This is a genomic window from Microcystis sp. M53603_WE2 (assembly GCF_030065435.1).
On record NZ_JASJFF010000975.1, the window covers coordinates 1 to 3,723 of the forward strand.

Here is a 3,723-nt window from a genome sequence, read left to right on the forward strand (position 1 = left end):
GGGCATACCGGAACCTTTGGGCTCGATCCAATAAACGCTTGGGGAGAGAATACCTCTACTTTTTCAGAAGCAATTCTGTCTAAGCAAGTAATCTCTGTGAACCAAGAATCCCCGTCTCTTTAGAGCGGGGAGTGTCAAATCGGTAAACGCTGAATATCTCGGTTAGAACCAATCACCACCATGGCTAAATCCTTGTATAATCTTTCTTGGGGATTGGGGTTAATCTTGAATTTTTCCGCATTACCGACAGCGACAATATTTAACCCATAACGATTACGAATTTCTAACTCTGCTAGGGTTTTACCGTGAAAAGCTTCCGGGACTTTTAACTCGACAATACTATGTTCGGGATCGAGATCAAATCGTTCTAAAATTGATGGTCTAGTTAAACGGTGCGCTAACTCACAACCAGCATCGTATTCGGGAAAAACTACTAAATCTGCACCAACTTTTTTGAGTAATTTTCCATGGATTTCTGTGGAGGCTTTAGCGGCGACAAAATTAACCCCCGCTTCCTTACAATTGAGAGTAGTAATGATACTTTCTTCCACGTATTTACCAATAGCGACAATCACCGTATCGGTTTCAAAAATTCCCGCTTCTCGCAGGGCGTTAGGTTTGGTAGAATCAAGCTCGATCGCATTATCTACTATTCGATCGGATAACGCTTGTGCTACTAATCCTTCGTCAATATCTGTCGCTACCACTTGATAACCTTGTTTGCGTAAGGTTTCACAGACGGCGCGCCCAAATCTGCCTAATCCGATGACGGCAAATTGACGATTTTGGGGACGCATACTACTAAAAAATTTAATTGATTGCATAATTTGAAGTTAAACTGTTACGCATTTAAAATGCTAGTGTCAATGAGTGAGGAGACAGGAGAAACTGATAACTGATAACTGATATTAATTATCCCACTAAAAGGTTTTCTTCGGGGTAATTAATAACTGTTGGTTTCGGATCGCCGATGATAGCCGCTATTAAAAGTATAACTCCTACCCGTCCCAGATACATCATAAAAACAATAATTAACTTAGAAATCGGCGATAAAGCGGCGGTTATCCCCATAGATAGGCCGACAGTTCCAAAGGCAGAAACTACCTCAAAAAACAGCTGAATCATTTGAAAATCTGTCTCCACAAATGAGATGGCTAGGGTGGAGACAATAATCGCTATAACCGAACCAAAAACCACCGCCATTGACTTTAAAATTAACGGCATAGGAATGCGTCTTTGATAAAGAGTCACTTCTTCACGACCTCTTAAAACCGAGCGAGTACAATTATATAAAATCCTAACAGTTGTGGTTTTAATACCTCCCCCTGTACCGCTAGGACTGGCTCCTATAAACATGAGAGCCATGGTAATTAATAAACCTTCTACGGAAATTTTACCAATATCAATGGTATTAAATCCGGCTGTTCTCGATGTTACCGATTGGAACCAAGCGGCCAGCAATTTATCTTTAAGTGATAAATTAGCTAAAGTGTCACCATTTCCCTGTTCAGTAAGTAAAAAAGCCAAGGTTCCTATCACTAATAAAAATATAGTTGTGCTGATAGCAACTTTATAGTTAAGGGAAAAAACAAAGCCTTTTCGTTTATATTGAAAGCGGTAAATAAACCAAGTGTAAAACTCGATAATTACTTGATAACCGATACCTCCAAAAACGATCAATCCTGTGATAGCTAAGTTAATAATAATTGAGGATTGATAGGACATCAAGTTATCTTTAAACAAGCCAAAACCCGCATTATTCCAAGCACTAATACTATGAAATAAAGATAACCACACTGCATATCTAAAATCATACTTTTGGGCGAAGACAGTTAACATAACCAAAGTTGCTGTTAACTCAAAAACTAGAGTAGTAGCAATCACTGATTTCATTAAACTTTGACTACCTTGTAGGAAAGGTCGATCGAAGGATTCTTGAATCGCTAACTTCTGTCTCAGGTCAAATTTTCGCCCAATTAATAACATTAAAAAAGTGGTAGTGGTCATATAACCCAAACCTCCCACTTGCACTAATAAAGCAATAAATAATTGACCCCAAAAAGAAAAATAAGTCCCCGTATCTACTACTGCTAAACCCGTAACACAGACAGCAGAAGTGGAGGTAAAGAGGGCAACAATTGGGTCATTCCAAGTGCCGCTAGTGGTAGAAACAGGCAACATCAACAGGGAAGTTCCCGCTAAAATTACCGCAATAAATCCCAAGCAAATTGTCCGGGCAATCGTCATATAAATTCCTTAGTGAAAGTAGCTAAGAGAAGATTGTTTTTTGGCTAACACTTCTTGATAAACTAACTGTAAGCGATCAATATTTTTGCTGAGACTGTAAGAGTCTAAAACTCTTTGACGGGCTTTTTGTCCGAAAATTGTTGTTAATTCGGGATGATCTCGTAATACGGGCAAGAGAGTTTTTAATTGGGTAATTAGTCCTTTAGTATCTAGAACTATTCCCGCACCTTTTAACACTTCCCCATCGGCCCCCACATCCGTAGCCAGACAAGCAACACCGCAGGCCATCGCTTCCAAGAGGGAAATCGATAAACCTTCCACTAATGAGGGCAAAATAAAGCCGTCAACCCCGCGCAAAATTTCAATTCGTTTATTTTCATCGCCGATAAAACCTAACCAGATAATACCATCTTCTTCTCCATAAAAAGGTTTAAGGGAAGGAGTTAACGGACCATCGCCCACAATGAGCAGTTTGCATCTATCACCTAAACTGGTTTTTTTCCAAGCTTTCAATAAAGATTCTACATTTTTCTCCGGCATGATCCGACCGAGATAAACAAATAAACAATCGGCATTATATTGAGCTTTAATATTCGAGGGTCCTGGACAATACTTATTAACATCAACCCCATTGGGAATAATTGCTAATTTTTCTTCGGGAACTCCCAATTTAACTAAAAAATCCCGTTGAGAGGTGGAAAAAATAATTACTTTATCGTAATTAGCTAAAAAAGGGGCGTGTAGTTGGTAGGTTAATAATTGGGTACTAGAGATGAGATTGCGAATTTTACTATCAAAAGCCGGGTGAAAAGTCGCCACCAGAGGCAAATCTAAAGACTCACAAATTTCCGGTAGCAGAAAATCGAGGGGAGACAGGGGTAAGGACGCATGAACTAGATCGGGTTTCAGTTCCCTGAGCTTATCCTGTAGAACCCGACTCGATTTCAGGGTGGGAATAGTATAGACTTGGGAACTATAGAGACGTGGCAGGGTGATTTCGTCGTAAAAGTCGGGCCAATCGCTGACAGTGGGTTTTTCGGAAGAAAAATGCAGAAAACTGACTTGATAATCTCGATCGAGCAGGGAATTAGTCACTTCTCGCCCATAGGTAACGTTACCGCAAAAAGGAGATTTTTTTCCTAACCAGGCAATGTGCATTGAGATTCTCTTAAGAAAAAGTTAATTTAGCCAAATATCAGCTTACTAAATTAGCCGTAAAATTAAAAGCTAATAGAGTACCTAAGCAAAATTAATCACCCATCTAAGTCCTCAGCTAAAAATTGCCTTTTGCAAGAGTGCCTATTTGATAGTTAAAATTCTCGGCTTTTTACTGATTCGCCGAGGACTTGCGACGACGACAACGTTCTGAACAGTATTTGACCTCATGCCAACAGTTTTGCCACTTTTTGCGCCAAGTAAAGGATAAACCGCAAACAGGACAAATTTTACTGGGAAGATCGGACTTCGAGGGCTGAC

At 39.8% G+C, this 3,723-nt stretch carries 4 protein-coding genes; all 4 read right to left on the bottom strand.

Features of this window, described 5'->3' with window-relative positions; genetic code table 11:
- Positions 1-134: 134 nt before the first annotated feature.
- Positions 135-824, bottom strand: a complete 690-nt coding sequence (locus PX481_RS20575; RefSeq protein ID WP_079210125.1) for a potassium channel family protein — start codon at positions 822-824, stop codon at positions 135-137.
- Between the two features lie 88 nt (positions 825-912).
- The gene (locus PX481_RS20580) at positions 913-2,247 is read right to left on the bottom strand and encodes a TrkH family potassium uptake protein (RefSeq protein WP_002758562.1); all 1,335 of its coding nucleotides are present in this window, start codon (positions 2,245-2,247) and stop codon (positions 913-915) included.
- A 9-nt stretch (positions 2,248-2,256) separates the two neighbouring features.
- Entirely contained in the window at positions 2,257-3,405 is a 1,149-nt protein-coding gene (locus tag PX481_RS20585) for a glycosyltransferase family 4 protein (protein WP_147072712.1), read from the bottom strand.
- Between the two features lie 169 nt (positions 3,406-3,574).
- A partial coding sequence (locus PX481_RS20590; protein WP_288095723.1) for a DUF2256 domain-containing protein occupies positions 3,575-3,723 on the bottom strand: 149 nt, incomplete at its 5' end.